A 21,271-nucleotide genomic window follows, 5' to 3' on the forward strand; every position below is an offset into this window, starting at 1 on the left:
CGCATCCCTCGGTCGCGCTCGAAGGAGCGCCTCTGTTCATCACCCAAGGAGACTGCATGAGGAGAACGATCACGCCGCTCGCGCTGTTGCTCGCGAGCCTGTCTTTCGCCACGCTCGGCTGCGACAGCAAGGGGAGCGACGCGACGACCCCGGGGGCGGTGGCCGAGGGCAAGCCGACCGAGAGCGCAGCCCCGGCGGCGACGGCCGCGCCGGCGGCGACGACCGCCGCGCCGGCCGCTGCCACCGTCGAGCCGACGGCCGCCGCGCCGGCGGAGACGGCCGTCGCGGCCGCCGAGCCGGCGGAGACGGCCGCCGCGGCGGCGCCGAAGGCGACGGCCGCCGCGGCCGCAGCTGCGGCCGCTGTGCCGGCGGCGACCGGCGCCGCCCAGGCGGGCGAGAAGAAGGTCGAATGCGGCGCGAAGGGCCAGAAGCTCTGTCCGATGCAGGCTTGGATGAAGAGCACGATGGCCTCGGCGACCTCGAGCGGCGACGGCGCGAAGATCGCTGCGGCGCTCCAGTACGTGGCCGGCAAGCCGCCGCCCGGCATGGGCAGCTGGGGGGCCATCTCGAAGGCCGGCGCCGCCAAGGCGAAGGCCGGCGACATCGACGGCGCGAAGGCGAGCTGCAAGCAGTGCCATGACCTCTACAAGGAGCAGTACAAGAAGACGATGCGCGATCGCCCCTGGTGAGCCGTCCGCCGCGCGCGCGGGCGGCGATCGCCGCCCGGCCGGCGGAGCGCGGGACAAACATCTTGGATGGGAGGGGGTGATGCGATAGAGCGCTGAGCTGATGGCGCGCGCTGTTCGCACAGGCCCCGGGGGTGCCCCAGCGCCGGCCACCTCGCCCACTCGCGCGCGGGGTGCCGGCGGCTCGAGCGGGGCCGCGAGCGCGCCTCGCGCGCGTGTCGGCCAGGCGGCCGACCCGTTCGCCAGCAGCGCGCTGCCGCCCTCGAAGCCGCGTGCGGGCGTGACGCCGCGGCTCACGGGGGACGCGGCGCTCGACGTCAGGCCGAGCACGGCGGCCCCGCCTCCGCCGAGCGTGCGCCCCCCGGCGGCCCCTGCACGGGCGGACGCGAGCTCTCCTGCGACCGCCTCGAAGAGGCCGCCTGCGCCGGACTCGAAGAAGCCGCCTGCGCCGGAGGACGACGACGAGGACGACGAGGACGACGCCAAGGGCGGCGCGCAGCGCGGCCGGCCGCGCGGCCCGTTCACGCAGCACCGGCGGCTCGACTCGCTGCGCAGCTTGCTGCAGAAGCACCCTGCCGGCCTGACGATCTACGAGCTGGCGCGCGAGCTCAACGTCACGCCGCGCTCGCTCCGGCGCTACCTCGTCGAGGTCAAGCGCGAGCTCGACCTCGTGTCGGTCGCCACGCGCCCCGGCGGCCCTCGCCTCTGGCGGCTGTCCCCGAGCGAGGCGCCCCGGCGCGTCGAGGTGCGGCGGACGCAGGCGTACGCCCTGCTCGCCGCCCGCCGGCTCTTCGAGCCGATGCGCGGCTCGACCCTCTTCGAGGAGATCGACCTCGCCGCGCAGCGCCTGCTCGGCGTCGCGCGCAGGCCGGGGCGCGGCCCGAACGCCGGCGTCGCCGACGCGCGGCTGGAGGAGCGCTTCCTCTATCTCCCGTTCGCCCCGAAGGACTACGCCGCGCGGACCGAGGAGCTCGACGACCTGTTCCAGTCCGTCGCCGACCTGCGCCCGCTCCGGTGTCGCTACCGCCGCTCGCGGGACGGGCGCGAGGAGCGGGTGCTCATCCACCCGTACGCGCTCGTCCTCTACAAGGACGCGATCTACTGCGTGGGCCTCCACGTCAGCCGCGGCGAGGTGCGCACGTTCCTGCTCGATCGCATGCGCGACACGGAGTGCGCCGTCACCGAGCGGTTCGAGCTGCCCCCTGATTTCTCCATCGACGACTACTTCCAGGGCCAGTTCGGCATCTGGCGTGGGGGCGAGCCCCGGCGCGTCGTGATCGACTTCGACGAGCGCGTGACCGAGTTCGTGCGGACGCGCAAGGTGCATCCCTCTCAGGAGATCACGCCGCTTCCCGGCGGCGGCGTGCGGCTCACGATGCACATCGGCGACATGACGGAGCTCGCGACGTGGGTGCTCGGCTTTGGCGAGACCGCCCGCGTGGTCGAGCCGCCCGACCTCGTGGACCGCGTGAAGCGTGAGCTGGCCGGCGCGCTCGCCCGCTACGCAGAGGCGCCGCCGGCCGAGGCCTAGGGCCCCGCGCGAGCCCGCCTGCCGGTGCTGTGGCTGGCAGGCGGCTCGATCCGGATCGTCGATCGATGGAGCCCGCGCGCGAGCGCTCGCTGCGCGCGGCTCCTCCTCCGCCCGTGCTCGTGCGCCGCCTCAGCGCGGCGGTGCGCGGAGCGCCTCGTCGATCATCTTCTGGTGCTCCGCCGGGTCCGCCCAGCGGCCGCGCCCCTCCGGCGGGAGCTGATCGATCGGATCGAAGTACGTGTACCGCTGCCCCGGCTTGACGCTCGGCGCCTCGAACACCGAGATCCCGGTCGTGCGGTCGTAGTGCTCGAACGAGTGCGCGTCGCGCTTGCCACCGCCGCCGGGGGCGTCGACGACGAACGTCGGCGTGTTGAACCCGGCGGTCGAGCCGCGCACGTGCTTCTCGATCATGAGCCCGGTCGCGAGCGTGGTCCGGAGGTCCTCCACGCCGCGGACGAGGTCGTGGATGTAGACGTAATAGGGGTGCACATGCAGGTGCCCCAGGCGCTTCACCAGCAGCTTCATCGTCTCGGGCGTGTCGTTCACCCCGCGCTGCAGCACCGACTGGTTCCTGACCGTGATCCCGCGCTCGAACAGCTTGTTCATCGCGTCGCGGGTGACGCCCGTGATCTCGTTCGGGTGGTTGAAGTGCGTGTGGATCACGACCTCCTTGTGCAGCTTCCGTCCGAGCTCCACCGTGCGCGTGACCGCGTCGATCCACTCGTCGTCGGTGAGGATCTTCTGCGGCATCACGGCCGGGCCCTTTGTGGCGAGGCGGATGCGCTGGATGTTCGGCATCCCGAGGAGCGTCTCGCCGATCGCGCCGAGCTGCTCCGGCCGCAGGTTGTACGCGTCGCCGCCGGAGACGACGATGTCCTCCAGCTCCGGGCGCGAGGCGATGTACGCGTATGCGCGCTTCCACCGCTCCTCGTCGACCTTGAAGTGGGTCTTCTCGACCTCGTCCGTGTCGATGCCCACCGCGTAGCTGCGCGTGCAGAAGCGGCAGTACACGGGGCAGGTGTCGAGCGGGAGGAACAGCGCCTTGTCGGCGTACCGGTGCGTCAGCCCGGGGACGGGCGCGTCCGCGCGCTCGTGCAGCGAGTCGAGCCCGAGCTTCGGGTGATCCGGCAGGAAGCGCGAGGCCAGCGGGATGAACTGCGTCCGTAGCGGATCGTTGTACGGATCGCTCCAGTCGATCAGCGAGAGCATGTACGGCGAGACGCGGACGCTCATCGGCGCGTGCGCGAAGCCCTCGGTGGCGTCCCGGATGAAGTCGTCCGACACCATCCCGCGCAGCGTGTCGAGCAGCTTGTCCGGGCGGGTGATCGACTTCTTCGCCTGCCACCGGTGGTCCATGAACTGCTCGTCGGTCACCTCGGCGTACGCCGGGATCCTCCGGAAGTCGGGCACCTCGAGCAGGTTCGTGTGCTGGAGCGACGCCGGATCCACCGGCGGCTTGAGGGGCGCGATGTCGGGGCTTCGCTTTGTGAGTTCGATGAGGCTCGAGGTGGTCGTCATGTCGTGGACCCTTGCCCGCGCGGAGCAGAGAGAGCGTCAGGAGATTGGCCGCGTGCGCCTGTGCTTCCCGGGGCCTGCCCGGGGAGAGGCAGCGGCAGCGGTTCCTGGGATCGTAGCATCGCGGTATGCCTGTCGGGGGCGGTGTGCGCTGCGCTGTCGAGCGGCGCCTCCGGCTGGCGGGCGGAAGGGCTGTGCGGCGGGCGAGCCGGTCAGGGCTCGATGGAAGCTACCGTTGTATCCCGGGTGGTTCGGTAGCGCGCATAGTAGGTCCGCACGCGCGTCACGTAGGCCTGGGTTTCGGCGTAGGGAGGGATGCCGCCGTACCGCATCACCGCCCCTTCGCCGGCGTTGTATCCGGCGATGGTGAGATCGAGATCTCCGTTGAAGAGGTTGGCCAGGATGCGCAGGTACCGCGTTCCTCCGAAGATGTTCTCTCGCGCGTCGAACGCGTCGCGCACCTGCATGCGGAGGCCGGTCTCGGGCATCAGCTGCATCAGCCCCTGGGCGCCGACGGGCGAGACGGCCCGCGGATCGTAGTCGCTCTCGCACTTGATGATGGCGCGGACGAGCTCCTCGGGGATCTGGTAGAGCGTCGCGGCCTGCCGGATCCACGGGTCGTAGCGGCTGAAGCGCTCGAGGGATTTGTCGCTCGGGGCGACCGGGGTCACGCCGGGGCGCGTCGAGGAGCGGCGCCCGTCGCCCTTGATGTACAGCTTGAACCGCGCGTCGCCGGCGGAGCGGTTCGAGAAGTGCACCGTGCCGTCCGCGTCGGTGTACGTGAAGATATCGGCGAGCGCGCTGCCCGGGTGCAGCGCGAGGGCGCCGAGCCCGAGCGCGGCGGCGAGGGCCCGCAGGGGCACGCGAACGGAGGAGCCGGAGGTCGACGACTGGACGGGCATCTCTCGGCTCAGCATAGGTTGGGATCGCCTGCTCGCGCAAACCGCACCGTGGCGGCGGAAAGGAACGTCGCGGTGCGGCGTCGTGACGAATGTCGCGGGGGCGCGGCGTCGTGACGAACGCCGCGGGTACGCGGCGTCGCAGTGAACGCCTCGGTCCGCGGCGTCATTCCGGGGACGCCCGCGCGAGGCCGTCCGCCGCGCCGCGGCGTCTGCGTGGAAGCTCGCTCTGGTGAGCACGTTCCGGGCGCTGTACTAAGGCGGACGCCATGGAGATCGGCTGGCGACACGTGCTCGCGGGGGTTGCGGCCCTCTTCATCCTGTTTCTCATGGTCAAGATGCGCCCTGCCCGGCGGCGCCGGGACGCGCTGAGCGCCGAGGTGCAGGCCGCGCGGGAGCGCGCGCGGCGCGCCACGACCCCGCGCGAGCGGGCCGAGGCGCTGTGCGACGCGGGCGTGCAGGCGATGCGCAGCGGCCGCCGCGTCACCGCCGCCGTGGGCTTCTTCGTGCGCGCGATGCGCGCCGACCCCGCATCCGCCCGGGTCATCGAGCTCGCGAGCGGCGCGCTGGCCAGGCGCCGGCCCCGGCTCCTGGAGAAGATCCTCTGGCGGCGGCTCGCGGTGCTCCGCTGGGACGGCGAGCACCGCGACGCGGCGCGCGCGGTCGCCGTCGCGCTGGAGGCGCTGTACCGGCGCGAGATCCGGGACCGGAGCCGCGCCGAGATCATGCGCAAGCTGACCCGGACGCTCGGCTGAGCCGCCGCGCGAGGGCCGGCGGCGTCACCTCGCCGGCGTCACGTCCCCCAGAACGATTTTGGCAGCGCGCCGCGGTTCGAGAGCGCGACGAGGTCCATGAGCAGCGCGACGGTGACGTGGACCAGGAAGCCCGAGTAGATGCTCTTCGTGCGCATCGCGAGCGAGCCGAGCGCGATCCCGGCGACCACGGCGCCGGCCGCCTCCAGGTACGGCTTGCCGAAATGGATCATGCAGTAGGGGACGATCATCGCGAAGATCGCGCCGGAGCCCAGGGTGTGCCGGAGGCCGGCGAGCCAGAAGCCGCGGAAGAAGATCTCCAGCGCGAAGAACTGGGCGAAGTACATCGCTTCCCAGGCGATGAGGTCGAACCAGGAGCGGGAGGACTGCTTGTAAAAGGGGTAGTAGCTCCCGAAGTCGGGCGCGCTCGCGACGAGGAACACCGCCGGGACCACGACGGCGAGGCAGAGCCCATAGATCCACGCGTGCTTCGCGAGCCCCCGGACGCGCAGCCCCATGTCGAGCAGGCTGTCCTTGGGGAAGCAGAGCTTCCACGCGCCCATGGGGATGGCCACGTACCCGAAGACGCGGGTGAACGACCACCACACGTAGCTGTAGAGCTCGTCGTAACGGTGGAGCGAGATCGGCACGAACACCCCGGCCGGCGAGAGCGTCTGGGCGAGCTCGAGCTCGCGCAGCCACGGCCGGATGTGCACGTCGTAGACCGCCCTGCCGCCGTAGTACTGCTGCAGCATGAGCACGACCGCCGTGATCGTGAACAGGACGGCGGGGCGGCGGTCGTAGCCCCCGGCGGCGAGGGTGCGCCGCTGGTGCTCGTGGGCCTCGACGTCGAGCTCCCGCCAGGTGCGTCGGAAGAAGAGCCAGAGGACGGGCGCGAGCGCGATGAACGCGACGACCGGGAAGAGCGCCTTGAGGAGGGTGCTCGCCAGGGCGGAAGAGGGCTCGGCGAGGCGGGAGCCCACGCCCGAGGGCGGCCGGAGGGGCCGGAGCCGGTCGACGAGCGCCACGAGCCAGCTCCCCAGGTTGAGCATCGGCGCGCCCTGTACCATGATCCGTGGCCCAGCACAGCGGTGACGCGCTGGCCCCGCCGCCGGCGCGCCCTCCGCCGCCCGCGGGGGCCATCCGCGGCGCGCCCTTGCGGTGACCCAGGCCGCTCTGCTAGATCGCGCCCCCTCTTCAATGCCGTGCGAGTCATCTCGCGCATGTCCGGTGCAGGCCTCGCCTGCCCGTGGGAGTTTCAGCAATGGCCAGCAAAAATCCGCTTGCAATCGTGAAGGAGCGCTTCGGCGACAAGGCAAAGCTCGTCGAGGCCGTGAAAGGGTTCGCGACCGAGGATCTCTGGCTCGGGCGCGTGAGCTCCGATCGGGGCGGCTCCAAGGGGCTGGACCACGTGTCGAACACAAAGCTCCTCCGCCTCCACGCGACGTTCAGCGCGGTGAAGGAGCAGTTCGGGACGCGGGCGAAGCTCATCGACGAGACGCTGACGGTCCTGAACCGGTCGAAGGACCAGGGCTACAGGAAGCGCCTCGAGACGTACCCCGTCCCGCGCCTCTACGACCTCTACAAGTCGGCCTCGAAGCGGGCGAAGGCAGCCTCGGCGACCCCGAAGGCCCAGGCCTGAGCTACCCGCTCGTCGAGCGCACCGTCCATGCCGGATCGCATCGGGCTGCCTGCCCTTGAAGGTCCGGCGTTCCTATCGTAATTGAGCCGCGTCGCCAGCGCGCGGCGTCCAGCCGTCCAGCGTCGGACCGACGATCTGACGTCCCCCTGATGAGCCTGAAGCCCCTCTTGGGCCCTCCCAGAAAGGTGGGTGTCGCCCGCCGCGAGCCCCGCCAAGGAGAACGACTGTGAGCAGCGCGCACGAGATCGAGACCGGCGACTGGACCACGGAAGACGCCAAGTCGCTCTACATGATCGACCGCTGGGGTCGCGGTTATTTCGATGTGAGCCCGGACGGCAACCTCACGGTCGCGCCGCTCCAGGAGCGCGGCAGCAAGATCGCGATCCGCGACGTCGTGGACGCCGCGCTCGAGCAGGGGCTCCGCACGCCGCTCCTGATCCGCTTTCAGGACCTGCTCCACCACCGGGTGCGGTCGCTCAACGAGGCCTTCAACAAGGCGATCGCCGAGAGCAAGTTCCGCGGGACGTACCGCGGCGTGTTCCCGATCAAGGTGAACCAGCTCCGGGAGGTCGTGGAGGAGATCCTCGACGCGGGGAGGGCCTATCACTACGGCGTCGAGGTCGGCTCGAAGCCCGAGGTCTTCGCCGGCCTGTCGGTCCATACCGACCCCGAGTCGCTGATCGTCTGCAACGGCTACAAGGACGAGAACTTCATCCGGACGGCGCTGATCGGGCGCAAGCTCGGCAAGAAGGTGATCCTCATCGCGGAGAAGCTCTCCGAGGTGCGGATGATCACCCGCGTCGCCAAGGAGATGAACGTCGAGCCCATCATCGGGCTCCGGGTGCGGCTGATCACCGAGGGTGCGGGCAAGTGGAAGACCTCCGGCGGGGAGAACGCGAAGTTCGGGCTCTCCACCGCCGAGATCCTCGCGGCGATCCGGATCATGGACGAGGCGGGGATGAGCGCCGCGTTCAAGCTCCTCCATTTCCACATCGGCTCGCAGGTGCCCGACATCCTGATCATCAAGCGCGCCGTGCGCGAGGCGACGCGCTACTACGCGAAGCTCCGCAAGATGGGGCAGCGCATCGAGTACATCGACGTCGGCGGCGGGCTCGCCATCGACTACGACGGCTCGCGCTCGACCTTCCACTCCTCGATGAACTACTCGGTCGAGGAGTACGCGCGCGACATCGTGCACAACATCGCGGACATCTGCGACGACGAGCGGGTGCCTCACCCGAACATCGTCTCGGAGTCCGGCCGCGCGATCGTCGCGCACCACTCGGTGCTGGTCGTCCAGGCGTTCGGCTCGATCGAGAAGACGCCGATGTCGCCGATCGACATCCAGACCGAGGAGCACAAGCTCATCCAGAACCTCCTCTACATCAAGGACAACATCTCCGGGCCGAACCTCGGCGAGTCGTGGCACGACCTGCTCCAGATCAAGGAGGAGGCGCAGAAGATGTTCGAGCTCGGCCTGCTCAACCTCGACGTGAAGGCCCGGGTCGAGATCCTCTTCTGGGAGATCGCCGAGAGCATGCAGAAGATCGCGTCGGAGCTCGATCCGGAGGAGGTGCCGGACGATCTCGGCGAGCTCCGCAAGCAGCTCGCCGATCAGTACATCTGCAACTTCTCGGTGTTCCAGTCGCTGCTCGATCACTGGGCGCTCGGCGCGCTCTTCCCGATCGTGCCGATCCACCGGCTGAACGAGCGCCCCGCGGTGGACAGCACGCTCGTCGACATCACCTGTGACTCCGACGGCAAGGTGAGCAAGTTCATCGATCTCAACGACGTGAAGGACACGCTCCCGCTGCACCCGATCTTGGGCGACGAGCCGTACTACGTCGGCATCTTCCTGACCGGCGCGTACCAGGACATCATGGGCGACATCCACAACCTCTTCGGCCGGGTCAACGAGGTGCACGTCTTCCTCGATGAGGACGAGGACAGCGGGTACTACATCGAGGAGACGATCGCCGGGAACAAGATCCATGAGGTCCTGGCGCTGACCCAGTACGACAACCGCGATCTCGTGGGGAAGGTGAAGGCCCAGGTGGACGGCGCGATCAAGCAGGACCTCCTCAAGCCGACGGAGGGCATGCGGCTCCTCGCCGACTACGAGCGGGGGCTCAAGGACCAGACGTACCTGAGCCTCTGAGCCCGTCCGTGCTCTCCGACACCACGGCGCCCGCGGGCCCCGCGTCGCTCCTCCGGCGCCGGCCCGGGTGGGTGCGTCAGGCGATGCTCGTCGCGCGGAAGGACCTCGCGATCGAGCTCGCCACGGGCGAGATCGTCACCACGAGCGGGTTCTTCGCGGTGCTCGTCGCGGTGATCGCGTCGCTCGCGTTCTACGCCGGGCAGGACGCGGTCGAGCGGGTGGCGCCCGGCGTCATCTGGGTGAGCGTGGCGTTCGCGTCGGTGCTCGCGCTGAGCCGCACGTGGCAGCGGGAGCGCGAGGACGGCGCGCTCGCGGGCCTGCTCGTCCTGCCGATCGCGAGGAGCGCCCTCTTCGCCGGCAAGGCGCTCGGGCTCTGCGTGTTCGTGATCGCGGTCGAGGCGATCATCATCCCGGTCGCGGCGCTGCTCTTCGCGGTGGATCTCGCGGAGACGGGCGCGGGGCTCGCGCTCCTCTGCCTCGCCGCGACGCCGGGCATCGCCGCGAGCGGCACCCTCTTCGGGGCCATGACCGTGCGCACGCGCGCCCGTGACCTCGTGCTCGCGAGCGTGCTCTTCCCGCTGCTCGCGCCCACCCTGCTCGCCGCGGTCGCGGGGACGCGGGAGCTCTTCGGCGGCGCGACGATCGGCGAGCTCACCGATTACGTGGCGCTCATGGGCGTGTTCGACGTCGTGTTCATCGCGGGCGGGCTCGGCCTCTTCGATCTGATCATCGAGGGCTGACCTGCGGCGCGGCCGCGCCGGGCTGCTCGCGGCGCGCCGCGGATCGGAGGCTCAGGCGGCCGCGCTGCGCGCCGCGAGCACGTCGTCGGCGAGGGTCTTTGCCGCCAGCTCGATGCCGTCGAGATCGAGCGCGGCGCCGGTGCACTCGCCGAGCGCCCACACGCCGTCGCCGGCCCGGCCGCGCGCGTCGACCCTCACGGCGTACCCCGCGCGCGGGTCGACCTCGACGCGCGCGCCCGCCTGCGCGGCGACCTCGAACGAGGGCGCGGCGGGCACGTCCACCGCGAGCGCGACCACCTTGAGGTCGCTCGTCGGGCTGTCGGGGGCGAAGGGCGCGTCGCGCACCGTCACGCTCTTCACCTGCGAGATCCCGTTCACCGCGGCGAGCGCGGCGAGCGGGATCCGCGCCGCGACGCGGCCGACGAGGGCGCTCGCGAGCTCGTCGGCCCAGAAGCCCTCGCCCGCGATGGCGACGGGGCCGGTCGGCTCGACGCCGCAGGCGAGCAGCCGGCAGAGCGCGCGCGCCGAGAAGACCCCCGGCAGATCGTTGTTCGGGAACGCCGCGACGCCGTCGTGCGCCCCGGTGGCGAAGACCATGGCGGGCGCCCTGATCACGGTCGCGCCCGCGTCGCCGGCGACCAGGAGCTCGCCGAGGTAAACGCCGGCGGCAACGTGCTGGCAGAGCACGCGGACCCCGTCGAGCGGGTGTCGCGCGAGGAGCTCCGCCGCCCGGCGCGGTGCCCCGGCGAGCGACCCGGCAGGGGCGAGCGCGTCGTCGATCAGCGCGACGCGGAGGCCGCGCGCCGAGAGCGCCGAGGCCGCCGCCACGCCGGCGGGCCCGCCGCCGATCACCGCCGCGTCCAGGTCGAGCCGCGCGGCGGGCTCCGGCGGGAGCGCCGCGCTCGGCAGCCGGCCGAGCCCCGCCAGCTTGCGCGCGATCGACTGCATGACCCCGGACAGCCCCGGGACGCCGGCCATCAGGTGGTGGTGATCGATCCCCTGCGGGAAGAACCAGTCGGTCACCCGGAGCAGGTCCGCCTGCCGCGAGCCCACCACGTTCTGCACCTCGATGCGCTCGCCGCCGGCGGCCGGCCGCAGGCAGGTCATCACGTTGGGCACCCCGTCGACCCGCGCGAGGCAGCCGTCGCAGCCTCCGCGCAGGCAGGTCGGCGCCCGGGGGCGGTGCAGCTTCGGGCTCCGCGCGAGCGTGACGCGCCCCGAGGCGAGCAGCGCCACGGCCAGGGGCTCTCCCCGTTCCGCCGGGACGTCCGCTCCGTCGAGGGTGATGGTGACCGGATGCTGGAGCGCGCGACCTCGCCGAAACATGGGCGGACGCTAGCAGACGCGCGCCGGGGGGGCGCGCGCCATGGCCACGGAACCGCGGGGGAGGAACCGCGGCGCGACCGCGGCGCAGGAACCGCGGCGCAGGAGGCGCAGGAGAAGAGAGCAGGGGCGGTGGAGCCACCGGCGCGAGCGCGCGGCGCGGAGAAGGTGCCCTCCGCTTCGCGCGCTGATCTATGCTGTGACCGATGCGCCTCGGCGTCCTCGGCCCTGCACAGGGTGATCTGCCCGCGCTCGCTCGCGGCGCGCAGCACCTGCTCGACGAAGGCCACGCCGAGCGGGTCATCTACGTCGCCGAGGACGACGCCCTCGACAGGGTCGTCGAGGGCTGGGCGCAGAGCCTGGTCGGCGCGAACCCCACCGAGGGCGCCCTGTTCGATCGGGCCGCGCGCTGCGCGACCGCGACGCCGGAGCAGCTCGACGCGTTCGTGGCGTCCGAGCGGGCCCGGCTGCGCCTCAAGGTGCTGATGAGCCTCCCGCCGGGCCAGCGCACGATCGAGATCCTGGACGGGCGCGTCGCGCTCTTCGTGTTCGACAAGGCGGCGCTCGACGAGGAGGACATCGTCGCAGCGTCGCTCCTCGTCTTCGGCAAGAGCTCCGAGCCGCTCATCAAGAAGGTCGGCCCGCGGACGTTCTTCTCTCCCGGGCCGATCGGCTCGGAGGGCGGCCGGGCGCTCCTCGACGACGGGCAGGGCGGGGTGCGGATCGAGGTGATGAACGCGAGCGGCGCGGTGACCGCGCGCGAGATCGTGGGCCCGTCGGCGGCCGGCCCCAAGCTGAGGGTTCAAGGTGGCTCGCACGGCTGAGGCGCACGCGGTCGCGACGCCCGGGGTGGCGCCCGAGGCGCGCCGCGTCGCGATCTTCGGGGGCAGCTTCAACCCGCCTCACGTGGCGCACGTGCTCGCGGCCACCTACGCGATCTCCGTCGCGCCGGTCGACGAGGTGCTCGTCGTCCCCGTCTACCGCCACCCCTTCTCCAAGGAGCTCGTGCCGTTCGAGCATCGTCTGGCCATGTGCCACCTCGCCCTCGGCTGGCTCCCGTGCGTGTCGGTCTCGGCCGTCGAGCGCGATCTCGACGGCGAGAGCCTCACGCTGCGCACGCTGGAGCACCTCGCCGCGGCGCACCCCGACTGGGCGATGCGCCTGCTCGTCGGCGCCGACGTGCTCCTCGATCTCCCGCGGTGGCACCGCTTCGACCGCATCGAGCAGCTCGCGCCGCCGATCGTCCTCGGCCGCTCCGGCTTCGCCGCGACCGGCGCGGAGCGCCTCGACGCGGCGGCGGCCGCTCCTCGCCCGCACCTGCGCCCCGACCCCCTGCGCCCCGCGGACGTGCTGCTCCCGCAGATCTCGAGCAGCGAGATCCGCCGGGCGTTCGCCGCGGGGGATCTGGAGGCCGTCCGCCAGCGCGTGCCGCGCGCCGTGCTCGACTATGCGCTCGCGCACGGCCTCTACGGGAGCGGCCCGTGAGCGAGATGGACAGCACGCGCCCGTCGCCGGTTCACCGGGACGACGGTCACTGCGACGACAGCGCCGTTCCGGAGGTGTTCATCTACGGCGGCGGCAAGGTGGGCCGCGGGCTCGCGCGCGCGATCCGCGACGCGGGGCTGCCGGTCACGCTCCGGCCCGCGCGGGACGGGCTGCCGGCGGAGCGCATCGAGGCGGACCTCGTGATCCTCGCCGTGCGCGATCGGGACATCGCGCCCTGCGCCGAGGCGCTGCGCGACCGGCGGCTCGTCGGCCACAGGGACGCCGCGGTGGTGCACTGCGCCGGCGCGCTCGGCCCGGAGGCGCTCGCGGCGGTGCGGGGCCGCCGCGTCGCCGTCGCGCAGATGCACCCGATGATCTCGTTCGCCTCGCCGGCGTTCGCGCCGCTCCTCGAGCGCGGCCACCTCCACATCGACGGCGATCCCGCCGCCGTGCGCGCCGCGCGCTCGCTCGGGGTGCGCCTCGGGATGACGCCGCGCACGGTCTCCGGCCTCGACCGCGTCGCCTACCACGCCGCCGCGGGCCTCGTCGCCAACGGCGCCGCGGCGCTCGCCGCCGCCGGGGTCGACCTGCTCGAGCGCGCCGGCGTCGAGCGGAAGACCGCCGCCGAGATGCTCGGCCCGCTGCTCCGCACGGTCGCCGACAACGTCGAGGTGCTCGGCGTGCCCGACGCCCTCACAGGGCCCGTGCGTCGCGGCGACGCGGCCGGCGTCGCGCGGCACCTCGAGACGCTCCGCCGGCTCGCGCCGCGCCTCGTGCCCTTCTACGTCGCCGCCGCGGCGACGCAGCTCCCGCTGGCCCGCGCCCTGGGCGAAGCACCTCCGGACGCGTTCGACGCAATTCAGCAGATCCTGGACGGAACTTAGCAGCTTTATTGAAAAGTTCTTTTGACACGGCACGCGCTTATCGATGCGCTGACGGCGGGATCCATTGATGCGACGTCCAGCGGAGAGGTACGCTTCTGTTGCCTTGGGATCTGTTGCCGCAGCCTGTGCTCTCTCTGCCACGACGAGCGATGCCGGGGGGTTCCGGGCGCTCGACGAGCGCGTTCGTGAAGCCGCGTCGCGTGGGGTGCTCCACGTCCATGGACAGCGGCCGATCCTGGACGCGGTTTGCTCCCACCTCGCGCGTCGTGCTCGAGGTGTGGGGCGCTCGCTGATCTCGGCCGCGCATGCCGCGGATCGGGATCCCTGGCGCGACCTTGCGCTGCGCTGCGGGGTCGCCTCGGCGGACCCGGCCGCGGTCGCGCAGGGCATCAGCGCCGCCGCGCAGGGCGCGCTCCTGCTCGTCTCCGAGGGGGAGCCGACGAGCTGGGGGAGCCTCGTGCTGGAGGAGGTCTCCCGCCTCATCGCGGAAGGGTCGAGCTCCGCGCTGGTCATCGTGTGCAGCGACGCCGCGAGGCGGATGTGGACGAGCGCGATCACGATCGACGGCATCGCGTCGCCCGACGAGCTGCACCGCTTCTGGGAGGCGTTCGCGGCGGACGCGGAGCGCCGGGTCGTCGCGAAGCTCGACCGGCTCGACGCGCTCGAGGGCTGGTGCTCGGCCGTGCTGGCCGCGCCGGCCGAGCCGCGCCCCCTGCAACAGCAGCCGAGCCGCGATGCCAAGCGGCTGCTCGATCGGCTCGCGCTGAGCCAGCGGCCCTGGCCGACCGGGCAGCTCGGCCTGCTCGCGGCGCGACGCGCGGAGCAGGGGTCCGGGGCCGTCGTGCACCCCCTCGCCGGCGAGGAGCTCGCGGCCCTCGGGCTGATCGAGGCCGACGATCGCGGGTGGGTGGCGGCGCGGCGCGCGGCCGTCGACCCGGCCAGCGTCGACCCCGAGGACGTGCTCGCGGTCGCCGAGGCGCTCGAGGAGCTGTCGTCCGATCCGTGGAGCCTCTTGCGCGCGAGCGAGCTCTTCGCCTCGCTGGGCCGGGACGACCGCGCCGAGGCGGCGGCGACGCTCGCGATCTCCTCGGTCGGCGAGCCGTCGGCGCGCGCCGATTTCTGGCGGCGCTGGGCCCGATCGATGCGCTCGCTGTCCGGCTCGCCTCCCGGCGAGCGGCTGCTCCGGGCCGCGGAGCTCGCGCTCCGGCTCGGCGACGTCGAGTTCGCGATCGACTTCTCCTCGGCGGCGATGCTCGAGGGGGAGTCGTTCGCCGCGCTGCTCGTGCACGGCCGCGCGACGAGCGCGCGCGGCGACCTGACGACGGCCGCGATGGTGCTCTCGCGCGCGGTGGCCGCCGCGGCCACGCCCGCGGAGCGGTCGCGCGGCGCCGTGGAGGTGGCGGAGCTCTGCTGCAAGACGGGCGATCTCGAGGCCGCCGAGGCGCACGCGGAGGAGGGGCTCGCCGGCGCGGGCGAGACGATGACGCGCCTCCAGGCGCGCAACATCCTCGGCAAGCTGCTCCTCACGAAGCAGGCCTGGTCCGAGGCGGAGCGGCACTTCGCGGCCGACGCGTGGGAGGCCGCGCGCGCCGGTGAGCACGTGAGCGAGCTGCGCGCCCGGCTGAACCGCGCCATCGCGCTGCTCTCCAGGGGCCGGCTCGACGAGGCGCGCGCGATGCTCGCGGCGGTGCTCGACGACGGCGAGCGGCGCGGCGAGCGCGTGGCGACCGGCTACGCGCTCACGAACCTCGCGGTCATCGCCAACCTGAAGCACGAGTACCCGGAGGCCTTGCGCCTCTTCGAGCGCGCGATCGGCATCTTCCGCAAGATCGGCGACAAGGTCGCGCTCGTGAACCTCATCGCGAACCTCGCGGAGATCCGGCTCCAGCTCGGGCTCATCGAGGAGGCCGAGCAGGCGCTCGCGTTCGCGCGAAAGGTCTCCGGCCCTGGCATCCCCGGCGTGTGGATCACGCACGTGGCCTACGTCGCGGCGCAGATCCACCTCGAGCGCGGCCGCACCCACGACGCCGGGGAAGAGCTCCGCGCCGCCTTCACGTACGGCGCTGGCCCGAAGCTCGGCGAGTGCTACGCCGTCGCGGCGCGCATCGCGCTCGACGACGGCGACCTCCTGCTCGCCGCGCAGATGATCAAGGCGGCGCGCGCCGAGGCGAAGTCCGACCGCCACCTCGCCGAGGTCGCGCTGCTCGAGGCGCTGCGCGCGCGCGCCGCCGGCGAGCCGTTCGGGCAGCTCGCCGCCGAGGCGCTCGCGCTCTCACGGAAGGACCACGGCTGCGAGCGCGCCCTGGAGGCGCACGTGCTGCTCCACCACGCCTCCGCGTCCGGGGGTCGACCGCCGCGCGCGCCGGACGACGCCGCGGCCACGGGATCGCACCTCGCGGCGGCGACCCTGCTCCGCGATCGCATCGCCGCGTCGCTCCCTCCCGAGATCGCGCGCAGGTACCTCGCGCGCCGGACCTTCGCGGAGCTCGCCCGGCTGGAGGTGTGCGCGCGCATCGCCGCCGAGGCGGAGCCGAGGGGCTGCGAGCTGTGCGGATCGAGCGCGTGCACCGGGTGCGCGCGGGTCGCCGCGCGCGCGCACCGGCCGTCGGCCGTGGTCCCCGCGATCAAGCGGCTGGTGGGGACGGCGCCCGCGCTGCTCAGCCTGCTGCACCAGGTCGAGAAGGTCGGCGCGAGCGACGCGACCGTGCTGATCCACGGCGAGAGCGGCACCGGCAAGGAGCTCATCGCCGAGGCGATTCACGAGGCGAGCGGGCGGGGCGGGCCGCTGATCAAGGTGAACTGCGCCGCCCTGGTCGAGACGCTGCTGCTCTCGGAGCTGTTCGGACACGAGAAGGGGGCGTTCACCGGGGCGGCGTCGCGCCGTCGCGGGCGCTTCGAGATCGCCGAGGGAGGAACGCTGTTCCTCGACGAGATCGGCGATATCTCGCCGCGCACGCAGGTCGCGCTGCTCCGCGTCCTGCAGGACAGGACCTTCGAGCGGGTCGGGGGTGTCACCCCGCTGCGCGCCAACGTCCGGATCCTCTGCGCCACCCACCGCGATCTGCGTGCGATGGTCGCCCGGGGCGAGTTCCGGGAAGATCTCTACTATCGCCTCCAGCAGGTCGTCCTGGAGGTCCCGGCGCTCCGGCAGCGGCCGCGCGACGTGCCGGTGATCGCCGCGGCGATCCTGGAGCGGATCGCCGCCGAGCGCGGCACCGCGCCGAAGCGCCTCTCCGGCAGGTCCGTCTCAGCCCTCTCGCAGCACGCCTGGCCGGGCAACGTGCGCGAGCTCGAGAACGCCTTGCGCGCCGCGGCGATCTTCGCGGACGGCGAGGTGATCGATCTCGAGGACTTCACGGCGAACGTCGAGGGGCTGCGGGTCCTCGAGGCCCTGGAGCCGGCGAGCGCTCCGGCGACATCGAGGCATGGCATGCAGCCTGCTACTCCTGCCGCCGAGCCGTCGAGCGGTCCCCGCTCCTCGGCGCCGGAGCGGGCGGAGCCTGAGTCTCACCCCCCGTCGATGCCCATGGATCGCACGCCGCTGGAGCTCGCGTACGCGCATGTCCGAGGAGGGGTCAGCCTGAGCGACATGAAGCGCGAGATCGAGCGCGAGTGTATCGCCCGGGCGCTCGACGAAAGTCGCGGGAATATCACGCGCGCCGCGGTGCTCTTGGGTATGAAGAGACCACGTCTTTCCCAGCTTGTGAAACAGTATGGCTTTGGCGGGACGTCGGAGGATTGAAGTGATGCGACGTTGCAGGAGGGGTTGGCTGTCCGGGGGCCTCGCGCTTGCGCTGTCCGCCCCCGTGCTGCTCGCGGGGTGTGCGCTCGCGCCCGGGGAGCGCGACGAGCAGGCGGGCGACGCGTGGAGCGAGCTCGATTCGATGACCTCCGACGAGGCGCTTGGATGGGGCGCTGACGGGGAGAACGTCGAGCGCGACGCCGACGCTCCCGTCGTCGATCCGGCGAATCGGCCGCAGCTCCGGCTGCGCGAGGCGGCGCATCCGTCCGCCGGCGAGGGGAACTCGCGGACGCCCACGTACGCGCGGTCGAAGGACTCGCACATGCCGGAGCCGCTCCCCTGGCACGCCCAGGGGAGCACGGACGGCCGCGACAAGACCTCGTCCGAGAGCGACGGGACGCGCTGAGCCGCGGGCCGAGGCCGCGCCTTCGTCGCCGCGCCGCCGCACCCGGCGCCGCGGCTCCCCGGCGCGTTTCGGGGTTGCCGCGCGGCGCGCTGCGGTAGCCTTCGCGCGTGGCGCCGCTCGGGATCGATCTCCGCACACGGACGACCCTGGTCTGCGGGGCCCTGGCCCTCGCCATCGCGGCCTCGACGCTGCTGCGAGGCCGCGTCCGGCGCGTCCACCTCTTCTTCGCCGCCTTCGCCGCCGACGTCGGGCTCTGGTACCTCTCCCAGTCGCTCTTCGGCTTCTTCCAGGCCTCCATCTGGGAGCGCTTCACGGCGATCCTCGCCGTGCTGCTCCCGCAGTTCGCGCTGCAGCTCTTCGAGGCGATGATCCCCCACGACGGGGACCGGCGCTCGCGCCTGCTCCGGTTCGCGGGGGTGCTCGTCATCCCGCTGTTCATCCTCGCGCTGATGAGCCGGGAGCCGGGCTCGTGGCTCGACTGGCTCACGCGCGGCTGCATCTTCCTCTACGTCTTCGCGCTGCTCACCGCGGGGCTGTACACGCTCGGCCAGCGCGGCAAGCAGAGCTCCTCGCGCGCGACGCAGCGGCGCGTGCGGTTCCTCGTGGTGATCGGCGCGCTCGCCGCGCTCGCCAGCGTCGCCGACTTCGCCTGGTTCCTCGGCGCGGAGCCGCCGCCCGTCGGCGCGGCGCTCTCGATCGTGTTCCTGTTCGTCCTCGCCCAGGCCCTGCGGCACGAGCGCCTGCTCGACGCCTACGAGATGCTCGCGCGCCTGCTCGTCGCCACGGCGGTCGCGTTCCTGATCGCGCTGATCTTCTATCTCCTGCTCACGTTCATCGGCGGCTTCAACACGATGTACCTGAACGCGGTGCTCGCCGCGATCGTGATCCTGGTGCTCTTCGATCCGCTGCGGGAGCGGGTCGAGGAGCAGCTCCAGCGCCTCTTCTTGCGCGAGCGCTTCGATCTGGATCGATCGCTCGCGGAGGCGCGGCGTCGTCTCGTGCACACGCTCGAGGTCGAGGAGATGGGCTCGATCGTGATGAGCGCGCTCGAGCAGTCGCGCCGGGTCACGGCGGCGGCGCTCTACCTGCGCGATCAGGACGGGACGGGCTTCGACCGCCTCACCTCGCTCGGGCCGCGGGTCCCCGAGCGGATCGAGGTGGCGACGGCGCGGGCGCTGCTCGATCGCCTCGATCGCGGGCCGCTCGCGATGGAGGAGCTCGAGCGCGAGGCGCGCGAGCGGCGGGCGCGCCGCAGCCGCAGCGACGCGGACGACGACGGCAACTTCGCGAGGCGGACGGAGGTGCGGCCCCAGGTCCCCGAGGACGCGGTGCTCGCGGCGGCCGAGGTGCTCGGCAGCCTCTGCTCGGGCGTGGTGCTGTGCGCGCGCGATGAGCAGGGCGAGCCGATCGGGCTCCTCGTCGTGGCGGACACCCGCGTGCGCGACGCGTTCTCGCCCGAGGAGCTGACCCTGCTCGAGACGCTCGCCGCGCAGATCGGCGTCGTCCTGGAGAACTCGCGCCTCTACGCGCAGATGAAGGAGCGAGACCGGCTCGCGCTCCTCGGCCAGATGGCGGCCGGGCTCGCGCACGAGATCAGGAACCCGCTCGGCGCGATCAAGGGGGCGGCGCAGCTGCTCGCCGATCCCGTGCCGGAGACGCAGATCGATCCGGCGTCGCGCGAGTTCATCGGGATCATCCTCGAGGAGGTCGATCGGCTCGACCGCGTCGTGGGCTCGGTGCTCGATCTCGCGCGGCCGGCGCAGGGCTCGGTCGTCCCGACCGACGTGAACGCGATCGTGCGCCGCACCCTGCAGGTGCTCTCGATCGAGCGCAGGAACGACCAGCTCGAGGTCGAGGTCACGCTGGACCCCGATCTCCCCCGGGTCGCCATCGATCCCGAGCAGCTGCGGCAGGTGCTGATGAACCTGTTCCGCAACGCCGTCCAGGCCATGAAGGGCCGGGGCAAGGTGGTCATCTCCACGCGCGTCCGCTTCGGCCGCGGCACGCGGCCCGGCTCCGGCTCGGACGAGCCGTTCGTCGAGCTCAACGTCACCGACAACGGCCCGGGCATCTCCCAGAAGGTGCTCGCGAACATCTTCCTGCCGTTCTTCACCACGAAGGACAAGGGGACGGGGCTCGGGCTGTCGATCAGCCAGCGCATCGCGCAGAGCGCCGGCGGCCGCATCGAGGTCCGCTCGTATGAAGGGAAGGGGAGCACCTTCGCCGTGATCCTCCCGGCCGCCGTCGACAAGCTGGGCGCGCCGGCGCCGGCGCTCTCGGCGGTCGAGCCGACGGCTCAGAATCGGCCCGGCTGAAGCCGGCGCCGCGGTGTCTCCGGCGGCGCCGAGGCGCGCGCCCGCTCGCGCTGCGCCGCCGCGTGCGCTCAGCCGTAGCGCGACGACATGAGCCCCGCGAGCGCGGGGCGCTCGCGCACGAGCGCGAGCGTGTGATCGGCGTGCCCGTGCGCGTAGCCGTTGCCGATGTAGAGGTCCACGTCCTTGCCGATCCCCTCGGCGCCGAGGGCGGCGGCGGTGAAGCTCGTGCTCATCGCGAAGAAGTACGTCTTGCCGCGGTCGCGCGTGGCGACGATCGCGCTGAGCTCCACCCCGGGGACGTTCACGCAGGAGAGCGTGAGATCGGCGCCCGCGCCGCCCGTGAGCGGCAGCACGGCGTCGCGCACCGCGAGGGGGTCGCGCGCGTCGACGACCGCGACGTGGTCGCAGAGCGCGAGCGCGCGCAGGTCGGCGGCGAACTCCGGAGACGCCTCGATCCCGATCACGCGCCCGCCGCGGCCGACGCGGCGCCGCGCCTCGGCCGCGCACAGGAGACCCGACTTCCCGCCCGCGCCGAGCACCGCCACGGTGTCGCCTGGGCCGGCGAGGCGCGCCACCTGGGGCGCCGCGCCCGCGACGTCGAGCAGCGCGAGGGCGAGCCGCTCGGGCATGTCGGTCGGCATCCGCGCGAGCGGCGCCGACGCGAAGAGGATCGCGGTGCCCTCGACGTCGATCTGCGCGGACGCGGGCCGCACGGCGACGATCCGGCGGAGCGAGAGCGGCGTCAGCGACAGCGACGCGAGCGTCGCGATGCGGTCGCCGACGGCGACGCCGCGGTGCGCTGCCAGCGAGCCGACCCGGCGCACGACGCCGAGCAGCATGCCGCCCGAGCCGGTGACCGGGTTGTGCTGCTTGCCACGGCGCGCCACGGTCTCGAGGACGAGCCGCGCTACGCCGTCCGGGCTGCCGGAGGCATCCTCCATCTGACGGAAGCTCGCTGCGTCGATGTTCAGCGTCTCCACATCGACGACGAGCTCGGTCTCGAAGCTCCGCGAGGCGTCGGCGTCCAGCCGCTCTGCCGGCTGCGGCAGGGCCCCCGGTGGATCGAGCACGCGGTGCGTGCCGAGCGGATCACCTGCAGCAAGGGGGCGTTGCGTCGCTTCGTAGCTCACGCCGAGGCCGTTCAACATGCCGGGCCTGAAAGCAAGGGTAATAAGCCGAGCGGCCGCTGTCCC

General features: G+C 72.6%; 17 protein-coding genes. 12 read left to right on the forward strand and 5 right to left on the reverse strand.

Annotated features, from left to right (window positions below; genetic code table 11):
* The first annotated feature begins 56 nt into the window (after positions 1-56).
* Together WMF28_RS11510 and WMF28_RS11515 are read left to right on the forward strand one after the other, a co-directional pair.
* Positions 57-689: a hypothetical protein gene (locus tag WMF28_RS11510; protein WP_437602230.1), complete on the forward strand. Its 633-nt coding sequence runs from the start codon at positions 57-59 to the stop codon at positions 687-689.
* 277 nt (positions 690-966) lie between these two features.
* Positions 967-2,217 (forward strand): helix-turn-helix transcriptional regulator, encoded by a 1,251-nt coding sequence (locus WMF28_RS11515; RefSeq protein WP_437602231.1) that lies wholly within the window; start codon positions 967-969, stop codon positions 2,215-2,217.
* Between the two features lie 129 nt (positions 2,218-2,346).
* Here the strand turns inward: WMF28_RS11515 and WMF28_RS11520 are convergent, their stop codons facing one another.
* Entirely contained in the window at positions 2,347-3,735 is a 1,389-nt protein-coding gene (locus tag WMF28_RS11520; protein ID WP_437602232.1) for a KamA family radical SAM protein, read from the reverse strand.
* A 209-nt stretch (positions 3,736-3,944) separates the two neighbouring features.
* Complete coding sequence (locus WMF28_RS11525) at positions 3,945-4,649, reverse strand: transglycosylase SLT domain-containing protein (protein ID WP_437602233.1); 705 nt, start codon at positions 4,647-4,649, stop codon at positions 3,945-3,947.
* Between the two features lie 251 nt (positions 4,650-4,900).
* Here WMF28_RS11525 and WMF28_RS11530 point away from each other — a divergent pair, with 251 nt between their 5' ends.
* Positions 4,901-5,386, forward strand: a complete 486-nt coding sequence (locus WMF28_RS11530) for a hypothetical protein (protein WP_437602234.1) — start codon at positions 4,901-4,903, stop codon at positions 5,384-5,386.
* 38 nt (positions 5,387-5,424) lie between these two features.
* Here the strand turns inward: WMF28_RS11530 and WMF28_RS11535 are convergent, their stop codons facing one another.
* Entirely contained in the window at positions 5,425-6,453 is a 1,029-nt protein-coding gene (locus WMF28_RS11535; protein ID WP_437602235.1) for a CPBP family glutamic-type intramembrane protease, read from the reverse strand.
* Positions 6,454-6,647: 194 nt separating this feature from the next.
* On the opposite strand from WMF28_RS11535, the gene WMF28_RS11540 reads away from it, so the two are divergent.
* The 3 genes from WMF28_RS11540 (at position 6,648) to WMF28_RS11550 (ending at position 9,923) form a co-directional block, all read left to right on the forward strand.
* The gene (locus tag WMF28_RS11540) at positions 6,648-7,025 is read left to right on the forward strand and encodes a hypothetical protein (protein WP_437602237.1); all 378 of its coding nucleotides are present in this window, start codon (positions 6,648-6,650) and stop codon (positions 7,023-7,025) included.
* 226 nt (positions 7,026-7,251) lie between these two features.
* Positions 7,252-9,183: a biosynthetic arginine decarboxylase gene (gene speA / locus WMF28_RS11545; protein WP_437602238.1), complete on the forward strand. Its 1,932-nt coding sequence runs from the start codon at positions 7,252-7,254 to the stop codon at positions 9,181-9,183.
* Positions 9,184-9,191: 8 nt separating this feature from the next.
* Positions 9,192-9,923 carry a heme exporter protein CcmB gene (locus tag WMF28_RS11550; protein WP_437602239.1) on the forward strand — a complete coding sequence of 244 codons (732 nt, stop codon included), beginning with the start codon at positions 9,192-9,194 and terminating at the stop codon, positions 9,921-9,923.
* A 51-nt stretch (positions 9,924-9,974) separates the two neighbouring features.
* Here the strand turns inward: WMF28_RS11550 and WMF28_RS11555 are convergent, their stop codons facing one another.
* Entirely contained in the window at positions 9,975-11,249 is a 1,275-nt protein-coding gene (locus WMF28_RS11555) for a 2Fe-2S iron-sulfur cluster-binding protein (protein WP_437602240.1), read from the reverse strand.
* Positions 11,250-11,452: 203 nt separating this feature from the next.
* Here WMF28_RS11555 and WMF28_RS11560 point away from each other — a divergent pair, with 203 nt between their 5' ends.
* From WMF28_RS11560 to WMF28_RS11585, 6 genes are all read left to right on the forward strand, one after another.
* Complete coding sequence (locus tag WMF28_RS11560; RefSeq protein ID WP_437489990.1) at positions 11,453-12,070, forward strand: hypothetical protein; 618 nt, start codon at positions 11,453-11,455, stop codon at positions 12,068-12,070.
* Positions 12,054-12,731, forward strand: a complete 678-nt coding sequence (gene nadD, locus WMF28_RS11565; protein ID WP_437602241.1) for a nicotinate (nicotinamide) nucleotide adenylyltransferase — start codon at positions 12,054-12,056, stop codon at positions 12,729-12,731. The genes WMF28_RS11560 and nadD overlap by 17 nt, the downstream gene beginning before the upstream one ends.
* A gap of 5 nt (positions 12,732-12,736) precedes the next feature.
* Entirely contained in the window at positions 12,737-13,615 is an 879-nt protein-coding gene (locus WMF28_RS11570; RefSeq protein WP_437604245.1) for a DUF2520 domain-containing protein, read from the forward strand.
* 277 nt (positions 13,616-13,892) lie between these two features.
* A complete protein-coding gene (locus WMF28_RS11575) occupies positions 13,893-17,357 on the forward strand; it encodes a sigma 54-interacting transcriptional regulator (protein WP_437602242.1) in 3,465 nt (1,154 codons plus the stop codon).
* A 4-nt stretch (positions 17,358-17,361) separates the two neighbouring features.
* Positions 17,362-17,763 carry a hypothetical protein gene (locus WMF28_RS11580; protein WP_437602243.1) on the forward strand — a complete coding sequence of 134 codons (402 nt, stop codon included), beginning with the start codon at positions 17,362-17,364 and terminating at the stop codon, positions 17,761-17,763.
* 107 nt (positions 17,764-17,870) lie between these two features.
* Entirely contained in the window at positions 17,871-20,078 is a 2,208-nt protein-coding gene (locus WMF28_RS11585) for an ATP-binding protein (protein ID WP_437602244.1), read from the forward strand.
* A gap of 68 nt (positions 20,079-20,146) precedes the next feature.
* Here WMF28_RS11585 and WMF28_RS11590 read toward each other — a convergent pair whose 3' ends face one another.
* A complete protein-coding gene (locus tag WMF28_RS11590) occupies positions 20,147-21,226 on the reverse strand; it encodes an L-erythro-3,5-diaminohexanoate dehydrogenase (protein ID WP_437602246.1) in 1,080 nt (359 codons plus the stop codon).
* Positions 21,227-21,271: the final 45 nt, after the last annotated feature.

The organism is Sorangium sp. So ce590 (assembly GCF_051521365.1).
Lineage (GTDB): Bacteria > Myxococcota_A > Polyangia > Polyangiales > Polyangiaceae > Sorangium.

Bases quoted from the DNA above. Each gene is read 5' to 3' on its own strand.
- WMF28_RS11580 (WP_437602243.1), top strand. From the start codon at position 17,362: ATGCGACGTTGCAGGAGGGGTTGGCTGTCCGGGGGCCTCGCGCTTGCG.
- WMF28_RS11510 (WP_437602230.1), top strand. From the start codon at position 57: ATGAGGAGAACGATCACGCCGCTCGCGCTGTTGCTCGCGAGCCTGTCT.
- WMF28_RS11535 (WP_437602235.1), bottom strand. From the start codon at position 6,453: ATGGTACAGGGCGCGCCGATGCTCAACCTGGGGAGCTGGCTCGTGGCG.
- WMF28_RS11555 (WP_437602240.1), bottom strand. From the start codon at position 11,249: ATGTTTCGGCGAGGTCGCGCGCTCCAGCATCCGGTCACCATCACCCTC.
- WMF28_RS11525 (WP_437602233.1), bottom strand. From the start codon at position 4,649: ATGCTGAGCCGAGAGATGCCCGTCCAGTCGTCGACCTCCGGCTCCTCC.
- WMF28_RS11520 (WP_437602232.1), bottom strand. From the start codon at position 3,735: ATGACGACCACCTCGAGCCTCATCGAACTCACAAAGCGAAGCCCCGAC.
- WMF28_RS11540 (WP_437602237.1), top strand. From the start codon at position 6,648: ATGGCCAGCAAAAATCCGCTTGCAATCGTGAAGGAGCGCTTCGGCGAC.
- WMF28_RS11570 (WP_437604245.1), top strand. From the start codon at position 12,737: ATGGACAGCACGCGCCCGTCGCCGGTTCACCGGGACGACGGTCACTGC.
- WMF28_RS11590 (WP_437602246.1), bottom strand. From the start codon at position 21,226: ATGTTGAACGGCCTCGGCGTGAGCTACGAAGCGACGCAACGCCCCCTT.
- WMF28_RS11560 (WP_437489990.1), top strand. From the start codon at position 11,453: ATGCGCCTCGGCGTCCTCGGCCCTGCACAGGGTGATCTGCCCGCGCTC.
- WMF28_RS11530 (WP_437602234.1), top strand. From the start codon at position 4,901: ATGGAGATCGGCTGGCGACACGTGCTCGCGGGGGTTGCGGCCCTCTTC.